General features: G+C 51.6%; 16 protein-coding genes and 2 tRNA genes. 10 read left to right on the top strand and 8 right to left on the bottom strand.

The annotated features are described in order from the left end of the window. Positions 1 to 17 precede the first annotated feature (17 nt). The gene (gyrA, locus tag OOT00_RS00215; RefSeq protein WP_265423279.1) at positions 18 to 2,501 is read right to left on the bottom strand and encodes a DNA gyrase subunit A; all 2,484 of its coding nucleotides are present in this window, start codon (positions 2,499 to 2,501) and stop codon (positions 18 to 20) included. Positions 2,502 to 2,809: 308 nt separating this feature from the next. Beyond that, complete coding sequence (locus OOT00_RS00210) at positions 2,810 to 4,099, bottom strand: thiolase family protein (RefSeq protein ID WP_265423278.1); 1,290 nt, start codon at positions 4,097 to 4,099, stop codon at positions 2,810 to 2,812. A gap of 202 nt (positions 4,100 to 4,301) precedes the next feature. Between OOT00_RS00210 and OOT00_RS00205 the strand changes: the two genes are divergently transcribed. Then, on the top strand, positions 4,302 to 5,075 hold the full coding sequence (locus tag OOT00_RS00205; protein WP_265423277.1) for an NRDE family protein: 774 nt from the start codon (positions 4,302 to 4,304) through the stop codon (positions 5,073 to 5,075). 381 nt (positions 5,076 to 5,456) lie between these two features. Here the strand turns inward: OOT00_RS00205 and OOT00_RS00200 are convergent, their stop codons facing one another. The 6 genes from OOT00_RS00200 to trkA form a co-directional block, all read right to left on the bottom strand. Then, on the bottom strand, positions 5,457 to 6,800 hold the full coding sequence (locus OOT00_RS00200) for a replication-associated recombination protein A (RefSeq protein ID WP_265423276.1): 1,344 nt from the start codon (positions 6,798 to 6,800) through the stop codon (positions 5,457 to 5,459). A gap of 406 nt (positions 6,801 to 7,206) precedes the next feature. Further along, positions 7,207 to 8,619 (bottom strand): ribosome biogenesis GTPase Der, encoded by a 1,413-nt coding sequence (gene der / locus OOT00_RS00195; protein WP_265423275.1) that lies wholly within the window; start codon positions 8,617 to 8,619, stop codon positions 7,207 to 7,209. A 151-nt stretch (positions 8,620 to 8,770) separates the two neighbouring features. Beyond that, positions 8,771 to 8,848 (bottom strand) — tRNA-Glu (locus tag OOT00_RS00190). Between the two features lie 7 nt (positions 8,849 to 8,855). Next, positions 8,856 to 8,931: transfer RNA gene (locus OOT00_RS00185), tRNA-Lys, on the bottom strand. A gap of 148 nt (positions 8,932 to 9,079) precedes the next feature. Further along, positions 9,080 to 10,528 carry a TrkH family potassium uptake protein gene (locus OOT00_RS00180; protein WP_265423274.1) on the bottom strand — a complete coding sequence of 483 codons (1,449 nt, stop codon included), beginning with the start codon at positions 10,526 to 10,528 and terminating at the stop codon, positions 9,080 to 9,082. A gap of 63 nt (positions 10,529 to 10,591) precedes the next feature. Next, the gene (gene trkA, locus OOT00_RS00175) at positions 10,592 to 11,956 is read right to left on the bottom strand and encodes a Trk system potassium transporter TrkA (RefSeq protein ID WP_265423273.1); all 1,365 of its coding nucleotides are present in this window, start codon (positions 11,954 to 11,956) and stop codon (positions 10,592 to 10,594) included. A 304-nt stretch (positions 11,957 to 12,260) separates the two neighbouring features. On the opposite strand from trkA, the gene pseC reads away from it, so the two are divergent. From pseC to pseI, 9 genes are all read left to right on the top strand, one after another. Further along, positions 12,261 to 13,451, top strand: a complete 1,191-nt coding sequence (gene pseC / locus OOT00_RS00170) for a UDP-4-amino-4,6-dideoxy-N-acetyl-beta-L-altrosamine transaminase (RefSeq protein ID WP_265423272.1) — start codon at positions 12,261 to 12,263, stop codon at positions 13,449 to 13,451. Positions 13,452 to 14,154: 703 nt separating this feature from the next. After that, the gene (locus OOT00_RS00165; RefSeq protein WP_265423271.1) at positions 14,155 to 14,550 is read left to right on the top strand and encodes a nucleotidyltransferase family protein; all 396 of its coding nucleotides are present in this window, start codon (positions 14,155 to 14,157) and stop codon (positions 14,548 to 14,550) included. Further along, on the top strand, positions 14,514 to 14,741 hold the full coding sequence (locus OOT00_RS00160; protein WP_265423270.1) for a hypothetical protein: 228 nt from the start codon (positions 14,514 to 14,516) through the stop codon (positions 14,739 to 14,741). Before OOT00_RS00165 ends, OOT00_RS00160 begins: the two co-directional genes overlap by 37 nt. Positions 14,742 to 15,049: 308 nt before the next feature. Further along, positions 15,050 to 16,063: a UDP-N-acetylglucosamine 4,6-dehydratase (inverting) gene (gene pseB, locus OOT00_RS00155; protein WP_265423269.1), complete on the top strand. Its 1,014-nt coding sequence runs from the start codon at positions 15,050 to 15,052 to the stop codon at positions 16,061 to 16,063. A gap of 62 nt (positions 16,064 to 16,125) precedes the next feature. Then, positions 16,126 to 16,848, top strand: a complete 723-nt coding sequence (pseF, locus tag OOT00_RS00150; RefSeq protein WP_265423268.1) for a pseudaminic acid cytidylyltransferase — start codon at positions 16,126 to 16,128, stop codon at positions 16,846 to 16,848. Between the two features lie 25 nt (positions 16,849 to 16,873). After that, positions 16,874 to 17,509 carry a pseudaminic acid biosynthesis-associated methylase gene (locus tag OOT00_RS00145; protein ID WP_265423267.1) on the top strand — a complete coding sequence of 212 codons (636 nt, stop codon included), beginning with the start codon at positions 16,874 to 16,876 and terminating at the stop codon, positions 17,507 to 17,509. After that, on the top strand, positions 17,506 to 18,612 hold the full coding sequence (gene pseG, locus OOT00_RS00140; RefSeq protein ID WP_265423266.1) for a UDP-2,4-diacetamido-2,4,6-trideoxy-beta-L-altropyranose hydrolase: 1,107 nt from the start codon (positions 17,506 to 17,508) through the stop codon (positions 18,610 to 18,612). Before OOT00_RS00145 ends, pseG begins: the two co-directional genes overlap by 4 nt. Continuing rightward, positions 18,609 to 19,214, top strand: a complete 606-nt coding sequence (locus OOT00_RS00135) for a formyltransferase family protein (protein WP_265423265.1) — start codon at positions 18,609 to 18,611, stop codon at positions 19,212 to 19,214. Before pseG ends, OOT00_RS00135 begins: the two co-directional genes overlap by 4 nt. Then, positions 19,211 to 20,266: a pseudaminic acid synthase gene (gene pseI, locus OOT00_RS00130; RefSeq protein ID WP_265423264.1), complete on the top strand. Its 1,056-nt coding sequence runs from the start codon at positions 19,211 to 19,213 to the stop codon at positions 20,264 to 20,266. The genes OOT00_RS00135 and pseI overlap by 4 nt, the downstream gene beginning before the upstream one ends. Positions 20,267 to 20,388 lie beyond the last annotated feature (122 nt).

Raw genomic sequence — 20,388 nt, 5'->3', positions numbered from 1 at the left:
CGTCTGCTTCGGAACTTTCACTCGAAATCCTGCGGCTCACAGACACCCTCATTTTCATCTTCTCCGTCTTCGCTGCGGGTATCTTCATCCAGACGGGCAGCATCAATCAGTCTTTCTCCCTCTTCCAGCTGAATCAGGCGAACGCCCTGGGTAGCGCGTCCGATAACAGAAATGCTACAGGCCGACATCCGTATCAGACGTCCCTTGTCCGACACCAGCATCACGTCATCGGCTTCATCCGTCAGTACCATGGCCACAACCCTGCCGTTACGCCCGTCGGTACGAATGCCGATAACGCCTTTACCACCACGGCGCTGCATGGGGAAAGCATCGATATCCGTCCGCTTCCCATAACCGTTTTCCGTGGCCGTGAAAAGTGCGCTGCCATGCCCTGTCACTTCCATACCCACAATATGATCATCTTCTTCCATGCGAAGTCCCCGCACTCCGCGGGAAACCCTGCCCATAGGCCGGACATCGGATTCAGCAAAACGGATGGTCTGACCTCCCGCAGAACTCAGGAGTACATCCTGACTACCATCGGTAATCCGTGCGGCAATGAGCGCATCTCCCTCCACCAGATCAATGGCAATGATACCTCCGGCCCGAGGTCTGGAGTAGGCCATCAGGTCCGTTTTTTTCATAAGTCCCTGCCGGGTGGCCATAATAATAAATCGCCCCTCCTCAAAATCAGGAACTGCCAGCACCGTACTGAGCCTTTCATCAGGAGCCAGATTCAGAAAGTTTACAATGGCCTTGCCACGGCTGGTTCTTCCTCCCTGGGGGAGCTCCCAGACCTTGGACCAGTAGACTTTGCCGAGGTTGGTGAAAAAAAGGAAGGTATGATGGGTGGAAGCCACAAAAAGCTTGGTGACAAAATCTTCATCACGGGTGGTCATGGCCGTTTTCCCACGGCCTCCACGACGCTGACTCTGATAGAGAGTGATGGGATTGCGCTTGATATAACCGCTGCGGGTAAGGGTGACCACCATGTCTTCCTCGACAATAAGATCTTCCATGCCGATCTCGCGGGTGGACTCCACAATTTCCGTACGGCGGTTGTCACCGAACTCTTCCTTCAGGCTGATCAGCTCTTCCTTGATAAGATCCATGACGATGGCTTCGCTGCCTAAAATTTCCTTAAACCAGGCGATATCTTTCAGAACGGCACCATACTCTTCCAGAATACGATCCCGTTCCAGCCCGGTGAGCCGCTGCAACCGCATATCCAGAATGGCCTGGGCCTGTAACATGGAAAGCCCGAAACGGCCCATCAGGCCTTCCTTGGCCTCCACAGGAGATGCGGATTTACGGATCAGGGCCACCACTTCATCAATATTATCCAGCGCTATTTTGAGCCCTTCCAGAATATGGGCCCGCGCCTGGGCTTTTTTCAGATCAAAACGGGTCCGGCGAATAATCACTTCTTTTCTGTGACGAATGAAGTGAGTCAGAATCTCTTTTAAGGTCAGAAGCTCAGGCCGGTTGTTAACCACCGCAAGGAAAATGATGCCAAAACTGTTCTGCAGCTGGGTATGTTTGAAGAGCAGATTGGACACGACCTCATGCATGGCGTCCTTTTTCAAACCGATGGCAACACGCAGGCCATCCCTGTCGGATTCATCCCTCACGTAGCGGACACCCTCCAGCTGCTTGTCACGAATCAGCTCGGCTATTTTTTCTACCAGACGGGCCTTGTTCACCTGATAGGGAAGTTCTTTCACCACCAGGGTTTCCATTCCGGATTTCGGATCGGTTTCCAGATCCAGCAGGGCACGGACACGGATAATACCCCTGCCAGTCCTATAAGCTTCCACAATACCGGATTTGCCGTAAATCACCCCGCCTGTGGGAAAATCCGGCCCCGGGAGAATGGAGAGCAGTTCTGTGACATCAATTGCCGGATTCTCAATCAGTGCAATGATGGCATCGGCTACCTCCCGCAGGTTATGGGGAGGTATATTGGTAGCCATACCCACGGCTATTCCCGAAGATCCATTCACCAGCAGGGCTGGAAAACGGGTGGGCAACACCATGGGTTCTTCAAGAGATTCATCATAGTTGGCAACAAAGTCAACGGTATCCTTATCCAGATCCGCCAGCATCTCCTGAGCAAGCCGCTGCATACGAATTTCCGTATAACGCATGGCCGCCGGAGAGTCGCCATCAATGGAGCCGAAGTTTCCCTGCCCGTCCACCAGCCGGTAACGCATGGCAAAGTCCTGGGCCATACGCACAATGGTGTCATAAACAGCTGCATCACCATGGGGATGGTATTTACCAATCACATCACCCACGATACGGGCAGATTTTTTATAAGGCCGGTTCCAGTCATTTTTGAGTTCCCGCATGGCAAAAAGCACACGCCGATGTACCGGCTTGAGACCATCACGCACATCCGGCAAGGCCCGCCCAATAATCACGCTCATGGCGTATTCAAGGTAGGACTGCCGCATCTCACGCTCGATGCTGATTTCCGTACGCAACTCTGTATCGGTCATGGACACATCCTGCTTTCCCTGGGAGAGCACATTTCCTCGGATCAAAATCCGTGGCAGCCCTCTTTTTATGAATTTTTCTTATGTACCCCTCACGCCTCCAGCGGTTCCTGTATGCCCCCGCATTGATAAAGTATCGGCGCAAACATGCTATCATACCATCCTTCCGAAAACCCTGCGACCCTTTTTCAGGCCTCCCATAAAAAAAGGCCGCAACCGTCCGAAGACGACTGCGACCTCTCAGGCAAACACCGCTGGAAATCGTTACAACCAATTCCCTATACAAGAGCCATCCGCAGAAAGCTCATAAGCTACACACGCTCCACGATCATGGCCATACCCATACCGCCACCAATACACATGGAAATAATGCCCGTGCCATAATCCTTGCGCTGCATATGATACATGCCCGTTACCATCTGCCGTGCTCCTGTGGCTCCGATGGGGTGACCAATGGAAATACCGGAACCCAGCTCATTGGGTTTTTCAAAGTCGATTCCCAGCTCCATCATGCAGCCAATGGCCTGACCGGCAAAGGCCTCATTGAGCTCAATCATATCCATATCGCCCATCTTCATACCGGTGCGTGCAAGAAGTTTCCGGATGGCCGGAACGGGTCCCAGACCCATGAAGGCCGGATCCATACCGCCGGAAGCAAAACCCTTAATTTTAAGGATGGGAGTAAGACCCAGCTCCTTCGCCTTGTCTGCCGTCATCATCAAAACAGCGGCAGCACCATCATTGATACCGGAAGCATTGCCTGCGGTGACAGAGCCATCTTTTTTGAAAGCGGGTTTCATTTTCGCCATCTTTTCCATGCTGGTTTCCATGGGCCGCTCATCCGTATCCACAACAGTATCCCCCTTGCGGCCTTTGATCACCACAGGGACAATTTCCTGCTTGAAGGTACCGTTTTTAATGGCTTCCATAGCCCTGGCATGGCTGAGAACCGCTACCTTGTCCTGATCTTCACGGGAAATACCATACTTTTCAACAATATTTTCTGCCGTAAGCCCCATGTGATACCCATAAAAAATCTCGTAAAGACCATCATACACCATCAGGTCATGCACAGGACCCACGCCGGTCAGCTCCATTCGATGTCCCCAGCGGGCCTTGAGCAGGGCCATGGGCGTATTGCTCATGCTTTCCTGTCCGCCGGCCAGCACCACTTCCGCATCGCCGGTCATGATGGCCTGGGCACCCAGAGCAATGGCCTTCAGCCCGGACCCACACACCTTGTTCACCGTAAAAGCAGGAGTCTCCTTGGATAACCCTGCACGAATCATGGACTGACGGGCCGGATTCTGGCCCTGACCAGCCTGCAGCACATTTCCCATAATCACTTCATCAATGGCAACGGGTCTGAGAGCCTCGTCATAATCATAGCCACCCGCTTCCAGCTCAATACGGCCAAGACCCTTGAGCTTATCCGGGCAATATGACTCCATACCCGCGCTGGGCTGGGGACGCAGCCCTGCCTTTTTCATCACTTCCTTCATGACCGTGGCTCCCAGCTCCACGCCGGAAACGTCTTTGAGAACACCACCAAAAGCACCGACTGCCGTCCTGGATCCGCTGACAATGACAACTTCTTTCATGCCTTTATCCTCCTTACGATGACGAGTGCCCCCGCACCATGGTTGCATTTTTCCCCGAGTTCTGAGAAACGCTAACCGGATACTGCGGGAAAGTCAATAATCAGGTGAACAAAGCAAGCAGACAAAAAACGGCGTTGCAGCTAAACCATAAAAAGCCCTGCCATCCCGAATGACAGAGGATTCCAAAGGAAAAAGAAAACCCATGTGCCTCATTCTCTTTGCAGTGCAGCACCACCCCGACTGGCCCCTGATTGTAACAGCCAACCGTGATGAGTTTCACAAACGCCCCACAGAACCCGCCCATTACTGGAAAACAACCCCCCCTTTTCTTGCGGGCAGGGATCTCCAGGAGGGAGGAACATGGATGGGCATTGTACCGAAGCCCCTTTATTTTGCCGCCCTCACCAATTTCAGGGATCCTTTTCTCAAAAAAAACCCTGCCCCCTCGAGGGGCCATATCGTGGAACAGGCCCTTGGGTCCGCTGAAGATACGGATTCTTTTCTGAAAAAGCTGAAAGAGGAAGGCGCTGCCTTCAACGGATTCAACCTGATCTGCGGCACCCCAGAAAAACTTTTTTATTACAGCAACCAGACAGAAAAGAGCCTTGTGATTCCTTCCGGCATGCACGGCCTTTCCAATCATCTGCTGGACACCCCGTGGCCCAAGGTGACAAGGGGATGTGACATGCTGGATCAGGCCCTTAGCAAGGGGGCCGGGGAAGAAGATTTTTTTCTTCTGCTGCAGGACCGCTCCATACCAAAAGACAGGGATCTGCCAGATACGGGCATGGGACCTGAGTGGGAAAGAATTCTGGCCCCCCTTTTCATTGTGAATAAGCTTTACGGCACAAGGAGCAGCACGGTGCTGAGGGTACACCGCAGCGGAGAATTTTTTTTCACGGAAATCAGCTGGGATGAAAGGGGAAGGGAAACGGGGAGGGTCCGCTTTACGGGTCAGTCCGGTGTCAGACCATAATGAAAGCGGAACTGGATACGGGCAGACGCAAAACCTCCCTGCGAAGGCTTTTTGACAGCCCTGACTTGCAGGGGCACCCCGGCTGCTCGCAAGTGACGTTGCCATCGTTTCGGATAAGAGCTTCGCAGGCCTGTGCCTAAAGAATCGGCAACTGTCCGCAATCGGCACAAAGGGCAGCGACCCCAAGCCTATATACCAATACAAAAGATCAACCTGCCTGTGCCGACAAGTTTTGCCGATTCAGCACAGGGCAAGAAGCCCTAAGAATAAAATTGCGTCACGGGCAAGCAGCCTGGGTGCCCGTATACTTATCCGACAGATACGAGAATCAAAAACAGGAACAAACACAGAGTCATCAACCATTAAGCAACAGACAAATTCCTACGACTTCTTACGGGCAGCTTCCCGGATTCTGCGCCAGCCATCCATACGCTGGCCTACCAGTTTTTCATAGCCACGGTCCGTAGGATGATAGTATCTGTCCTGCAGCAGATCTTCGGGGAGATATTCCTGAGGTACATAGGCATCCGTAAAATCGTGGGCATACCGGTACTCCCTGCCATAGCCCAGATCCGCCATCAGGCGGGTGGGAGCATTGCGAATGTGCAAGGGGACAGGCGGTGCGCCCGTTTCCCTGATACGGGCGACCACGGCCTTCTGCGCCATATAGACAGCATTGCTCTTGGGTGCTGTGGCCAGATAGACGGCTGCCTGAGCCAGGGCACCTTCGCCCTCCGGAGAACCCAGGAAACGATAGGATTCCAGAGCGGAAAGGGCCAGTGCCAGTGCCCCCGGATCGGCCATACCCACATCTTCCGAGGCAAAACGAACCATACGCCGTGCCAGATAAAGGGGGTCCTCTCCGGCTTCCAGCATCCGGAAAAGCCAATACAGGGCTCCATCCGGATCACTGCCCCGCATACTTTTATGAAAAGCGGAAATCAGGTTAAAATGGGAATCTCCGGCTTTATCATGGCGCAGGACCCGATCTCCAAATACAGCCGCCACATCTTCCTTTGTAACCACTCTCTCCCTGCGGCTTCCATCGCCGAGGCAGTGAAACACCGCCATCTCCAGACCGGACAGAGCCGCCCGCATATCGCCGTCCGCCATCTCCGCCAAAAGGGCAAGTTCACTGTCCGCAGCGGCAACACCCAGCCTGCCCAGCCCCCTTTCTCCATCTGCAAGAGCCCGTCTCAGCACAGTAACACAGGCATCTCCCGATACGGGATGCAGCACCAGCACCCTGCAGCGGGAAAGCAGAGCAGCAATAACCTCAAAAGATGGGTTTTCCGTGGTGGCACCAATGAGAGTGATCAGCCCCTCTTCCACATGCTGCAGAAACGCATCCTGCTGAGCCTTATTAAACCGGTGAATCTCATCCACAAAAAGAAGGGTTCCCCTGCCCTGCATACGTCTTCGGGTCCGGGCTTCTTCTATAATCTTACGGACCTCCTGCACTCCGGAAAATACGGCAGAAATCTGAACAAAACCCTTACGGGTCTCCTTGGCCAGTATCCTGGCAAGGGTTGTTTTACCGCAGCCAGGAGGCCCCCAGAGAATCATGGAAAAAAGCCGGTCCTCCTGCACGGCACGGCGCAGCACCGATCCTTCCGAAAGAAGATGATCCTGACCAGCCACATCTTCCAGAGAATCCGGACGCATTCTTTCTGCAAGGGGCTTTTCCGGATCAGCCATGCTGTCCCGGGCAAAAAGATCTTCCATACAGCAACCCTTCACCTTTCAGCAAACCGGAATGCAACACACTGGCTGACAACGGGATAAGCACGCCTGTTCAGCCATTATGATTTCTCATTGCTACACGGGCTCAGCCACAGCTTACGGACCCGGCTGTTGTCTGACCATGGTGCCTAGCGGGTATTTTTACTCCCTGCTTTACAGGGCCACCCTTTACGGGTGCCCGCTGGCAAGCGCAAGATCTGGGCATGTCATTATTCTGGCGCAAGACATGACTGAAAGTCGTGGCAATCAGATTATGATTTGAATCAGCAGAAAAGCCAACAGGCCCTTATACGGCACCCCTGACAGGCCCAAACCATAACAGGACGGGCTTGCCAGAAAGAAAGAAGCAAGCCGGAGAAAAGCCAACTCCGGCAATCACGGGATCTGCCTAGCGGTTCCTGCGCTTACGGCTCCGCCTTTTTGCCTGTAGCTTACGAAGAAGCTCCGGCGAAGGCTTTGATCTTTTATCACTGTAATCCGTTCGACCGCTGCGCTCCTGAAATTTAATCCGGATGGGCGTCATATCCAGACCCAATGCCTCGCGAATCTGGTTAACCAGGTATCTTTTATACGAAAAATGAATAGCATCGGGATAGTTGGTTACGAGAGCAAAGGTAGGAGGCGAGGTTCGTACCTGTGAGGCAAAGTAAAACTTAATACGCTTACCGTTGTGAAGCGAGGGCTCTGTCCGTGCCGTGGCGTCTTCAATAATCCGGTTGAGATGGCTGGTTCCGACCCTCGAAATATACTGCTCATATACCTTATCTATCATTGGAAACAGCTTGATCACCCGTTGACCCGTAAGGGCGGAAATGGTCAGCACAGGAGCATACCCTAAAAATTTCGCCTCCATGGCAAGCTCTTCTTTCATGCGCTTCACATCTTTTTTTTCCGGTGGCATCAAATCCCACTTATTGCATACAAAAATGCAGCCACAACCCCGGTCGCTGGCATAACCCGCCACCCGGACATCCTGATCCGTGACCCCCTCGGAGGCATCCAGCAGTACCAGGGCCACGTCGCATCGCTCCAGGCTTTGCAAAGCTTTAATTACGGAATATTTTTCAACCCGATGGGTAACCTTTCCCTTTCTCCGGATACCTGCCGTATCCACAAAAAGGTAGGTTTTTCCTCCATACTCCACCAGAGAATCCACGGAATCACGGGTGGTTCCGGCCACTTCACTGACCACCATGCGCTCTTCTCCCAGAAGACGGTTAATCAGAGAAGACTTACCCGCATTGGGCCTTCCCACCACCGCCACCCGGATGGGGCCTTCAGGCTGCCCGTCATTCCCCTCATCTTCCAGTGGCATGTCTTCCGTAAGGGCGTCCATAAAATCCGAAAAACCATACCCATGCTCAGCGGAAACAGGAAAGGGCTCTTCAATTCCTAAGGCATAAAAATCAGTAAGAGCAATCTCATGGCGCTCCCCGTCAATTTTATTGACTATACAGAAAAACGGTTTCCCCTTTGCCCGCAAAAGATCAACAAGATCCCTGTCGTAATAAGAAACCCCGCTTTTACCATCGAGAACCAGCACCACATGGTCCGCGTCCTCCAGAGCCATCTCCACCTGTGCCCGGATGTGGGCAGCAAAAGAATCCGCATCATTGGAAAGAAACCCACCCGTATCCACCAGAACAAAAGGCCGGCCTTCCCACATGGCTTCACCAAAATGACGATCCCTTGTCACACCGGCCATATCATCCACAATGGCATCACGGCTACGGGTCATTCGATTGAACAGGGTGGATTTTCCCACATTGGGACGGCCCACAAGGGCAACCACTGGTTTCATATTTCCATTCCTTATATTGATATATCCCGAAAGATGCGGAACGATGAAAGCCCGCCTGAACCCTTCCATCCATGGTGAGACCAACCGCTTCAAAAATCAAACATAAAAAAAAGGAGCTACCTTTTCGAGGTAACCCCTTTTTTCTTACATATGGCGTCCCCAAGGGGATTCGAACCCCTGTCGCCGGCGTGAAAGGCCGGTGTCCTGGACCGGGCTAGACGATGGGGACTTATGGGTGGTGGGTCGTGTTGGATTCGAACCAACGACTCTCTGCTTAAAAGGCAGATACTCTACCGACTGAGTTAACGACCCTTGCAACCGTCAAAAACGAGTGCTTATCTACCCGTGATGCCACCATGTGTCAACACAAAAAAAACACAGGCTTGTTTTTTTTTACCACATGCTCCATCAATACCTGAAAATACAGCCTTTTCAAACGATAACAGGTTTCAGCCAATCTTTAATTCCGCCAGAATTCGGGTACCAGAAAAATAATCAGGGTATAAATTTCAAGACGCCCCATCAACATTAGCCAGGAAAGAACCCACTTACCCGCCTGGGGGATACCCGCATAATTTTCCGCAGGTCCCACCCCTCCGAAACCGGGCCCCACATTACCAAGGGCGGATGCGGCCGCTGTCAGAGCCGTTACCGCATCCGTACCCTGAGCAGCCAGCAGAAGGGAACCCGCCACATACACCCCAAGGTAAAGGGCCATAAAACCCAATACACCATGAATCACCCCTCCGGGCACCACTCTGCCGCCCAGCTTTACTTCCCGCACGGCCCTTGGATGCACCAGAAAAAAAAGCTCCTTGTATCCATACTTCCCGCAGATCATCAGGCGCACCGTTTTCATACCACCGGATGTGGATCCGGCGCAGGCCCCCGTGAACATGGCAAAGAGAAGTATCAGCTGAGCGGCCGGTGCCCAGAGAACATAATCCGCCGTGGCAAAACCTGTGGTGGTCACAATGGAAATCACCTGAAAAGCTCCGTAACGAAGACTTTCTCCCGGACTTTCATAGGTAGCCCCCCAAAGAATCCAGAAAACACCAACCATGATAGCCAGAAGCAGCACAAGAAAAAAACGGCACTCCGCATCGTTGAAATAAGAGAAACCGCCCCTCCGTAAAAATTGAAAATGCAGGGTGAAGTTGATACCTGCCAACACCATAAAAGCCATGATCACCACTTCTATATAGAGACTGTCGAAGTGGGCAATGGAAAGATTCTTTGTAGAAAAACCACCCGTTGGCATAGTAGTGAAGGTGTGGCAGAGGCTGTCAAATCCGCCCATGCCACCGGCGAGAAGCAGAAAAAAAAGCAAAAGGGAAAAGAAAAGATAAACCTTCCACAGAATTTTTGCCGTTTCCTGAATCCGGGGCTTGAGCTTATCCGGAACGGGGCTTGGCACCTCAGCCTTATAGAGCTGCATTCCGCCCACTCCCAAAAAGGGCAGAATGGCAATGGAAAAAAGAATGATTCCCATACCACCAATCCACTGAATCTGGCTGCGCCACAACAAAAGCCCCTGTGGAAGGGACTCAATGTCTTCCAGAACGGAGGCTCCTGTTGTGGTAAAACCCGATACGGATTCAAAAACCGCATCCGTAAAACCCCAGAAAAAACCCGAGAAAAAAAAGGGGAAGGCACCAAAAAGCCCCACAGCCATCCAGCCCAGCCCCACAATGGCCATCCCTTCTTTCTGGGAAAAACCTTCCCCCAACGGTTTTCGCAATGGGAAGAAAAGCAGCCCGCCCACAACCCCGCACAAAGCCATGGACAGAGCAAAGGCGCGACTGCTGCCGTCTGCACAGATCAGGGACCAGACCAGAGGCAAGGCCATGGAACACCCCAGAGCCGCTATCAACACCCCCGTCATCTGTCCTATGATACGCCAGTTCATGCCCTCTCCCTGCTTACAGTTTCACAGCTCCTGGTAACCCCACCATCAGACGGACGCTCCTTTCTAAAAATACTCAAGCTTCACCGTAAGGGCTTTTTCAACTTTTGGAACGGACTTCCTTCTGGCAAAAATAACAACCCTGTCATCGGGGGCAATCACTGAATCACCGGAAGGAATAATGATTTCATCCCCTCGGATAATTGTGATTACCAGTGCACCTTTGGGAAAAGACAACTGGCTCAGGGGCCTTCCCACAATATCGGAAGTGGGAAGGGCCACGGCCTCCATCACCTCGGCCTGCTCCCCCTGTATGGACAGAGTGGAAAGAACCTTACCACGCCGGATATGCTGCAGTATGGAATCTATGGCAGAAAGCCTGGGACTGACTATCTGGTGGACACCGATAGAGGACATCAGAGGAAAGTAGGCAAAACGGGTAAGACGGGTAATGGCAGCCCCCACTCCCATTTTCCGGGCCAGCAGAGAAACAAGAATGTTGGTCTGCTCATCTCCCGTCAGTGTAACCATCACGTCCACCCCCCGCACATTCTCTTCCGCAAGAAGGCTCTGGTCCGACCCGTCTCCATGGAGAATCACCGCCTTCTCAAGCCTTGCTGCCAACTCCCGGCAGCGATCCGACCTGCGCTCTATAATCTTGACCTGATAATGATCTTTTTCAAGACTGGCCGCCAGCCGGAGACCCAGCCTGCCCCCTCCGACAATCAGGACTCTCCGGACAGGTTTTGATGCCTTTCCAAAAGCCTCCATCACCTGCAAAAGATGTTTTTTTCCGCTCACAAGGTAAACCAGGTCTCCAGCCTTAAGGAAGTCTTTACCCGAAGGAATAATCAGCTTCTCATCCCGGAGCACCGCCGCCACCAGTACTTTTGCTGAACCCAGATATTTTGGCAGCTCAGGAAGCGGCATCCCGTCCATGGATGAACCTTCATCCAGCCGGATACCCACAAACTGCACAAGTCCCCCCACGAGCTCCCCCGCTTCCACCGCTCCGGGAAGACGGATCAAACGTTCAATGGTTCGGACCGCCTCTATTTCCGGGTTAATAACGCTCTCAATGTGCGGAGCCCCTTCCCGCAGGAGCGAATGGCAGGCATCGAAATCCGCATTACGAATCCGTACCAGCTTGCGCGTATTGGGTGACAGCATGTCCGTTACCAGACAGGCCACAAGATTCACCTCATCGGAATCCGTCACCGCCAGCAGAATTTCTGCCTCACGGATACCCGCTTCCTGCAGCACCAGCGGAGAACCTCCCTCTCCCCGAACCACCTGCACATCCAGAGAATCGGAGACCCTGCGCAGGGCGGCACCATCCCTGTCCACAACCACCACATCCTTATGTTCCAGGGCCAGCCTGCGGGCAACATGGTAGCCAACTTCACCGGCTCCGATAATGACAATTTTCAATGTAAACCTTTCCAAAGTTTTTTCGGGACACACCAGACAGACTCCATACCTCCCCCTGTTTTTACGCCCCTTTTTACCCGTGACCAACAAAAAACTGCCAGCTGTTCCTTTTTGGATCGCCTAGCCCACTGGTCAGGCCATCCATTGCTACCTCTGTCCCGGCCCTGGATCTTGCGGAGACCCTCCTGCATCATGGGCGAAGGCCTCCGTGAGGGCAGTACGCCTGCCATCAAAAAAAATACTTGTCCATGGCTTCCTTTGGTGCAAGACTTTCTACCTTACGAAAACAATAAGGATATTTACCATGACGCCACCCTCTCCCCTTTCCACAATTCCCTATGGTAAACAGAATATATGCAAAGAAGATGTGGAGGCCGTACTGGATGTACTGCATTCCGACTTCCTGACCCAGGGACCAAAGGTTCCGGAGTTTGAACATGCCATGGCCACTGTATGCGGCGCAGCCCATGGCGTTGCCGTTAACAGCGCCACTTCCGCCCTTCACCTTGCCTGCCTCGCCCTGGGCCTTGGCCCGGGCGACACCCTCTGGACCAGCCCCATCACTTTTGTGGCTTCAGCCAACTGCGCCCTTTACTGCGGTGCTTCCGTCGATTTTGTGGACATTGACCCCGCAACCTGGAATCTCTGCCCAAAGGCACTGGCAACCAAACTGGAAAAAGCGGAGAAAGAAAACCAGCTGCCTAAAATCGTAGTGCCTGTCCACTTCTGCGGCCAACCATGCGACATGGCTGCCATTCATCAGCTGTCCCTTCAATACGGTTTTTTCATCATAGAAGATGCCGCCCATGCCACCGGCGCTTCCTACAGAAAAGAAACCGTTGGCAACTGCCGCTTCAGTGACATCACCATCTTCAGTTTCCATCCCGTAAAAATCATCACCACGGCGGAAGGAGGTATGGCCCTGACCAACCATCAGGATCTGGCGGAGAGGATGGCCCTTCTCCGCAGCCATGGAATCACAAGGGATGAAAAGGAGATGACGCAGCCTCCGGACGGCCCCTGGTATTATCAGCAGATTGCCCTTGGCTTCAACTACCGCATGACGGAAATACAGGCAGCCTTAGGCATCCGCCAACTGGACAGGCTGGATGCCTTTGTGGCCAAACGCCGCATGCTCCGTCAGCGCTACGACAATCTGCTGTCACACCTTCCCCTCCGCCTCCCCTTCTGCCATGGGGACTGTGACTCCGCATGGCACCTCTATGTCATCCGCCTGCAGAGAGAGCGGATCACAAAAACCCGCAAGGACGTATTCGAAGCCTTACGAAAAGAAGGAATAGGCGTCAACCTTCACTATATTCCGGTGCACACCCAGCCCTGCTACAGAGCCATGGGCTTTCGGGAAGGACTGTTTCCCGAAGCGGAGCGCTATTACCAGGAAGCCATTACCCTGCCGCTTTTCCCGGATCTCCATGAAACGGACCAAAACAGGGTGGTGAATGTCCTTGCCCGTATCCTGAAACAGACTCCATGAATACTCCAGACAATCCACATCCAGGGATCTCCGGATCATGCGGAGCTGAACAGACAGACACCGGTAAACAGGAAAAGAAGAGGCCGCAGACAGAAATTCTTCAAGACCGCTGGCCCCATGAACAAAGAAAATAATTACGGCACCTTTTCCCTGACGCGCATCGGCGGGGAAGATGGGCAGGTCATGGTGGGATCGGATACGTTGATACGGGCAGACACAAGGCCTGCTCCTGCGAGAAGTGTTCACATACCTGCTTGTAAGGTCACCCTTCAGGGAGGCCCGCTGGCAAGCACAAAATCTGACCGCCCAATTTTTCTGGCCTACGGTTCGCATGAGTGGATGATCGTGGTAATCTGGTGGGCAATTGGAAAGACAAAAACTTGCTTTTCAGGCAGACCGTCAAAAAAAGGGGCCATCCAATAAAAAAACGTACCATTGGTATCCGGAGCTTTGAAGTCATGTGTTCAGAACACCATGACTACATGGATAAAACCTTTTTTATGATAAAAACCTATGGATAGAGGCTGTCCGAAAAAACCTGCCCGGACAATATCACAGATAGCATATGGTATATCACGTGCCGCTGGCTATCAAAATTGGTTTTCGGACAAGCTCTCAAGAGAGTAACAGTATTTATCTCATTACTATGGTACTTTTCAAAGGGGAATCGCAATATCAATAACTTTGAGGTAAGATCCCTGCCATGAAAGAAAACAAACTCTCCATACTGGCATCCGCCTCCTTTTCACCAACCCTGCATGCTGAAAGCTCCCCTTCCAGGCATCAGGAAAAATACATGAACCTGCTGAAAAACATCATCCTTTCCAGAATCAACCGTAAGGAGGTTATGGTTTTTCTCTTTGGTTCGAGGGTTTCCGGCAGACATGGCAGCCGGGCCGATGTGGATATTGGTTTTCTTTCCCACGGGAAGCTGCCCGCTTCTCTGCTCCATGGAATCCGCAATGCCATTGAGGATTCCATCATACCCCTTGAAGTAGATCTTGTGGACTTTACCCGCACAGACACCCATTTCAAAAATGAAGCCATGAAAGAAATCATGATATGGAATCTTCCGGAGCATATGAACAAAAACTTCTGAAACGGAAACAGACCATAGACACCTTTGAAAAGGCGCTGGCCATTTGCCTTTCACCATTCAGCTCCATTGAGCAAGACACCCTTACAAGCGGACAGATACAAAAATTTGAGGCCTGCACGGAGCTTTTCTGGAAAACGGCCAAAAAATTTCTGTACGACATCCATGGGCTGGAAGCCCTGTCCCCAAAATGACCTTAAAACTTCTCTACCTGACGGGTTACACCGATGTAATTCCGTACGAAAGCCTCCTTGAAATGGTCAACGACAAAAACCGATTGAGCCATATTTATACTGACGAACAATTCCACCTGATTTACGAGAGGCTTCCTGCCTATCTGAATCTAATGAAAACAGTGCTGATAAAAAGCAGAGCATAAAATCCGGTCATGCTTACCCAAATAATCTGAAACCCGTTTCCCGAATACTACTTTTTAACTAAAAGGCCAACATGGCCCCTGTTTTGCAAAAACAAACACCAACACTAACCAGGGAGGGCAGCCATGTTCGATCAAAAATCCATACTCATCACAGGTGGCACAGGATCCTTTGGAAAACAATACACAAGAACCCTGCTCTCCCGGTACAGCCCGTCCCGCATAGCCATCTATTCCAGAGATGAACTGAAACAGTATGAAATGGCACAGGAATTTGATGATCCCTGCATGCGATTTTTTATTGGAGATGTACGGGATAAGGAAAGACTTGCCATGGCCATGCGAGGTGTGGACATCGTCATCCATGCGGCAGCCCTCAAGCAGGTACCTGCGGCAGAATACAACCCCATGGAGTGCATCAAAACCAATATCAACGGTGCCCAGAATGTCATTGAAGCGGCCTTCGCCAACAATGTCTCCAAAGTGATTGCCCTGTCCACGGACAAGGCCGCCAACCCCATTAATTTATACGGGGCCACCAAGCTGGCCTCGGACAAGCTCTTTGTGGCCGCCAATAATATGGCGGGGGGTCATAAAACCGCCTTTTCCGTGGTCCGCTACGGCAATGTGGTAGGGTCCAGAGGCTCTGTGGTACCTTTTTTCAAAAAACTCATTGAAGAAAAAAGTGACTACCTTCCCATCACCGATCCCCGCATGACCCGATTCTGGATTACCCTGCAACAAGGCGTTGATTTTGTTTTAAAAAACTTTGAACGCATGCGGGGTGGTGAAATTTTTGTTCCTAAAATCCCTTCCGTACGCATCACGGATCTCGCAACCGCCATGGCTCCGGATCTGGAGCAGCGCATTATCGGTATCCGACCCGGAGAAAAAATCCACGAAACCATGTGTCCTGCGGATGATTCCCATCTGACACTGGAATTTCATGATCATTATGTTATCCGGCCTACCATTATTTTTTCCAACCGGAACAATCTCTTTGATGTCAATATGCTGAAGGAGAGAGGACAGCCCGTGCCGGAAAATTTTGCCTACAACTCCAGTACCAACCCGGTCTTTCTTTCGGTTGAGGAAATTGGTGCGTTCAACCACAGGGCTGAAACAACAAGCTGTACCTGACCCGCATGTTCACATCTTTATTTACCCTGGCAATGCACCAGGAACAGTCCCAGAGGGAAAAAATGACCATCGCCATCATCCCTGCAAGAGGTGGGAGCAAGCGCATCCCTGGTAAAAATATCCGTCCCTTTGCCGGAAAGCCCATGATTGCCCACAGCATTGAGGCGGCCATCCATTCAGGACTTTTCGATCACATTATCGTTTCAACCGACTCTCCCGAAATTGCAACCACAGCCCGTCAATATGGCGCGGAAACGCCTTTTGTACGCCCGGCTGAACTCTCCGGCGATCATACACCCACAGCACCCGTGCTGCAGCACTGTCTTCAGTGGCTGGAAAAGAAAACCACCGTTCCGGATTATGCGTGCTGCATCTATGCCACAGCCCCTCTGATTCAGCCCTGCTTCATTAAAAAAGGCTATGAAATCATTACAGCCAGCAAAGTTTCTTCCGTATTTTCCGTCACAGACTATGCCGCGTCTGTTTTCCGCGCTCTCCGCCTAACAAAAGATGGACATCTTGCCATGTTCTGGCCGGAGCACGAACTGACCCGTTCCAACGATCTTCCCGAAGCCTTTCATGATGCAGGACAATTCTACTGGTTTGACTGCAGAAAATTCATGGAACATCCGAAATTATATACTGACGACGCCCTGCCCGTGCTGCTGCCCCGTCATCTGGTTCAGGATATTGATACGGAAGAAGACTGGCAAAGGGCGGAATATCTTTACAAGACCCTGCAAATGGAACAGAAACAGGCGAAATCAAGCTATCATGCCAGTTAACAGCTTTGTTCAGACAGGAAAACAAATGACCCATAAAAAATATCAGACGGAGCAGGAAGATTTCTGGGCTGGTTCCTTTGGCACAGAATACATTGAAAGAAACCGGACACCCCAGCTTCTTGCCTCCAACATCCACCTTTTCTCAAAAATTATTGCTGCCACAAAAGGCGTAAACAGTTTTTTGGAAGTCGGCGCCAACATCGGCCTCAATATTGACGCCATCAACCTGCTCTGCCCCGGAAAAAATACATCTGCTCTGGAACTGAACGAAAGAGCCTTCAAGTCCTTAGAAGAAAAATGTACGGGAAAAGCATACCACGGGTCTATTCTGGATCTGAATGCGACAGAGTTCCCGAACTTTGATTTTGTTTTTACAAAGGGCGTGCTCATACACATCCATCCGGACAAACTGCCTCTGGTTTATGAAAAACTCTTTACCCTTTCTTCTCAATATATCTGCATTATTGAGTATTATAACCCAACCCCCGCTGCTGTTGACTACAGGGGCTTCCAAGACAAACTTTTCAAAAGAGATTTCGCAGGAGAAATACTTACAGCATATCCCACCACCACTCTGGTTGACTATGGTTTCCAGTACCACAGAGACCCTGCCTTCCCACAGGACGACCTGAGCTGGTTCCTTATGGCAAAAGAGATATGACACACATAGTTTTCAGAACAGATGCATCGGTAGAGATAGGAACAGGCCATGTCATGCGCTGCCTGACCCTTGCCTCTGCCCTGAAAGCCAGAGGTGCGGACTGCTATTTTCTCTGCAAGGACCACACAGGCCATCTTATGGATAAAATCCATGCATTGGGATTCCCGGTGTTCCCCCTTGTTATGGAAGAACAGAACCCGAAAACAGCCGATTCTGTTCACGGCCACTGGCTTGGAGGATCGTGGAAAGCGGATGCAACGCAGTGTCATTCTTTTTTAAAAAAAATACAACCGCACTGGGTAGTTGTGGATCATTACGGCCTCGACATCCGCTGGGAAAAAGAGATCCGGCCCTGTACGGGAAAAATTTTTGTGCTGGATGATCTGGCTGACAGATGCCACGACTGTGACATCCTTCTCGATTCCGGCAGAAAACCGAAAAGTCAAGATTATCAAGATCTCGTGCCTCCCCATTGCATCCTGCTCCTGGGCACAGACCATCTCCTTTTACGGGATGAATTCATCCGGATGCGCCCGGAAAGCCTGAAAAGGCGTATCCACACCACTCTCCGACGCATCCTCATCACCATGGGCGGCATGGATATGGGCAATGCCACAGGACGCATCCTGAATACGCTCCGCTCCTTGCCCTTCATCAAAGAACTGGAAGTGGATATTGTGCTGGGGAGTAAAGCCCCTCATCTGGAAACCGTCCGGCAACAGCTGGATTCTTTTCCCTGCTCGGTACAGATGCACATCGACACCCCGTCCATGGCCGAACTCATGGCCCAAAATGATCTGGCCATCGGTGCTACGGGCAGCACGGCCTGGGAGTTCTGCTGCATGGGGCTTCCTTCCATCCTCTTCTTTCTTGCAGAAAACCAGAAAACCATCGCAAACCATCTGAAACAACATGAAGCGGCATGGATTTTTGAAAACATAGAAAGAGGCCTTTTTGAACTCCCCCTGCTCCTTGAGAGGATCAAAAAAAATCCTTTATCGCTGCAGGCAATATCAGTGAAAAGCCAATGCCTCACTGATGAAAAAGGCACAGACAGGGTTGTACGGCATTTTTTTACCGAACCCCATAGGGGTACAAAATGACTTCCTCTCCCGACAACATTCTTTTCTTAGGCCCTCCGGATTCTCCCCTTCTCATCTGGCTTAAGAATCAGGGAGAAAATATCCTCTCAACCACAGAAAAAATCGATACTGGCTTCATTGTAAATAAGCATATTGATTTCCTGATTTCCTACGGATACCGTCATATTCTTAAAAAAAATATTCTGGATCTTCTGCCAGATCAAGCCATCAATCTTCATATTTCCCTGCTGCCATGGAACAGGGGTGCCGATCCCAATTTCTGGAGCTTTGCTGAAAAAACCCCGAAAGGCGTTTCCATTCACCGGCTTGATTCAGGACTTGATACGGGAGATATTCTTCTCCAAAAAGAAGTCTTCTTTGATCCCCAGAAAGAAACCCTTGCCTCAAGCTATGAAAAGCTCCACCATGAAATCCAAAGGCTTTTCATGGAAAACTGGGATAAAATCAAAACAGGTCAGATTAAAGGCCAGAAGCAGCAGGGACAGGGAAGTTTTCACAGGCTCATCGACAAAGAATCCCTTTTCCACCGTCTTCCTCAGGGCTGGGAGACCTCTGCATCTCTTGTTGAAAGTCTCTACTCCCATGAAAGGACAGGCCCATGACCCTTCCATCCATCAGCATACAGGGCAGACGCATCGCCTCCAATGCGCCTCCCTATATCGTTGCCGAACTTTCCGCCAACCATAACGGCAGCCTGAAAAGGGCGATCACCATTCTGGAAACCGCCAAAAAGTGCGGTGCGGATGCGGTGAAACTCCAGACCTATACGCCAGACACCCTCACCCTCAATTGCAACAGCGAAGACTTTCAGATTAAAGGGGGCCTCTGGGACGGAAAAACCCTGTATGAACTTTATCAGTGGGCCCACATGCCCTGGGACTGGCACACTCCCCTCTTTGACCGGGCCAAGGAGCTGGACATCACCATTTTCAGCACCCCCTTTGACAGAACCGCCGTGGATCTTCTGGAAGATTTAAACGCTCCGGCCTATAAAATAGCCTCCTTTGAAGCCGTGGATCTTGCCCTGATCCGCTATGCCGCTTCCACCAAAAAACCCTTGATCCTTTCCACTGGCATGGCGGACATGGAGGAAATCGCCGAAGCTGTTCAGGCTGCTGAAGATGCAGGCTGCACGGAGCTTGCCCTTCTCCACTGTGTCAGCGGCTACCCGGCACCTCCCGAAGATTACAACCTGAAAACAATCCCTGACATGATGACCCGCTTCGGCAAAGTCACAGGGCTTTCCGATCACACCCTGGACAACGCAACAGCCATTGCCAGCGTGGCTTTAGGCGCCGCCATCATCGAAAAGCATTTTACCCTTGACAAAAAAGGCGGGGGGCCAGATGACAGCTTTTCCCTGGAACCGCCCCAGCTCGAAGCCCTCTGCCGGGATGCAAAAACCGTCTGGCAGGCTCTTGGAAAAGTGGATTACGGCCGAAAATCCTGTGAACGGGCCAATGTTCTATTCCGAAGATCCCTCTACTATATAAAGGATATGAAGGCCGGAAAGATTTTGGATGAGGAAAGTGTAAGAAGCATCCGCCCGGGCTACGGCCTTGCCTGTAAACATCTGGATACCCTTCTCGGCAAAAGACTCAAAAAATCCGTAGGCAGGGGAACTCCCGCAGCCTGGGAAGACATTGACATCTAAAAGCATTTCCTGGATGTAAATTACCCGGGAAAAGCCCCCTCACTCCTCCCATCTCCCAGAGGGAGATGGGAGCATCAGGTCCCTGACTCCGACCATGTCTCAGGCCGAGAGAGTGACGCAAG

The sequence above is a fragment of the Desulfobotulus pelophilus genome (genome assembly GCF_026155325.1).
Lineage (GTDB): Bacteria > Desulfobacterota > Desulfobacteria > Desulfobacterales > ASO4-4 > Desulfobotulus > Desulfobotulus pelophilus.
This window is presented reverse-complemented; position numbering and strand designations above follow the sequence as displayed.